This window comes from Stenotrophomonas pictorum JCM 9942, assembly GCF_001310775.1.
GTDB lineage: Bacteria > Pseudomonadota > Gammaproteobacteria > Xanthomonadales > Xanthomonadaceae > Stenotrophomonas > Stenotrophomonas pictorum.
In genome coordinates, this window is sequence record NZ_BAZI01000583.1 from 1 (window position 1) to 1,292 (window position 1,292).

The 1,292-nt window shown below is 69.0% G+C and carries 2 protein-coding genes; both read left to right on the forward strand.

Annotated elements, in window-relative coordinates:
- Positions 1-723: vWA domain-containing protein (locus JCM9942_RS16235; RefSeq protein ID WP_054660892.1), on the forward strand; the 723-nt coding region annotated here is incomplete at its 5' end.
- On the forward strand, positions 720-1,292 hold a 573-nt coding region (locus JCM9942_RS16240; RefSeq protein WP_157723009.1), incomplete at its 3' end, for a VWA domain-containing protein. The genes JCM9942_RS16235 and JCM9942_RS16240, both read left to right, overlap by 4 nt.

Sequence of the window (1,292 nt, forward strand, 5' to 3'; positions counted from 1 at the left end):
CCGCGCCAGGCGCGGCAGATGATGCTGGCGGTGGACCTGTCCGGCAGCATGAGCGAACCGGATATGCAGCTGGGCGGGCGTGTGGTCGAACGGCTGACGGCCGCCAAGGCGGTGCTGGCGGATTTTCTCGAGCGGCGCGAGGGCGATCGCATCGGTCTGCTGGTGTTCGGCCAGCGCGCCTATGCGCTTACGCCGCTGACCAGTGATCGCGCCAGCGTGCGCGAGCAGCTGCGGGACAGTGTGGTGGGGCTGGCCGGGCGCGAGACCGCACTGGGCGATGCCATCGCGCTGTCGGTGAAGCGTCTGCGTGAGCAGCCCGATGGGCAGCGGGTGCTGATCCTGCTGACCGATGGCGTCAACACCGCCGGCGTGCTGGAGCCGCTCAAAGCGGCCGAGCTGGCCAAGGCCGAAGGCGTCCGCGTGCATACCATCGCGTTCGGGGGCAGTGGCGAGATCCGCATGTTCGGCATGAAGTTGCCCACCGGCGAAGACCCGATCGATGAGCAAACCCTGGCAACGATCGCCGAGCAGACCGGCGGGCGATTCTTCCGTGCGCGCAACACCGACGAACTGGCCGGCATCTATGCCGAGCTGGATCGATTGGAGCCGGTCGCCGCGAGCGGTCCGGTGGTGCGCCCAAAGATCGAGCGCTACCCGTTGCCGCTGGCGCTGGCGCTGCTGTTCGCAGTGTTGGGGCTGGTATGGCCAGGGCGACGCCTATGAGTGTGCTGGATCTCTGGAACAGCCTGCATTTTCTGCGCCCGCAGTGGCTGTGGGCGCTGCTGTTGCTGCCTGCAGCCGTGCTGGTCGGCTGGTACCGGCGGCGACGTCGCAGCCGCTGGCAGAGCGCGGTGGATCCGCACCTGCTGCCCCACCTGTTGCAACAGGGGCTCGGCAGCGGAATCGGCGGCGTCTTGGCGCTGCTTGCCGGTCTGTTGCTGGCGGTTGTCGCGCTGGCCGGACCGAGCTGGCGCCAGCTGGAGCAACCCTTGTGGGAGGCGAAGACCCCCCTGGTGATCGCCCTGGATCTTTCCAGCAGCACCGGCGCAACCGATCTGCCGCCATCGCGCCTGCTGCAGGCACGCGCCAAGCTGGCGACCTTGCTGCGTGAGCGCAAAGGCGGCGAGGTGGCGCTGCTGGTGTATGCCGGCGAGCCGTTCACCGTCGCGCCGCTGACCGCCGATGCGGCCAACGTGGCGTTGTTTGTGGACGCGCTGGCGCCGGAGGTGATGCCGGTGGACGGGCAGAACGCGGGCGGCGCGATCGACTGGGCGGTGGGATTGCTGCAACAG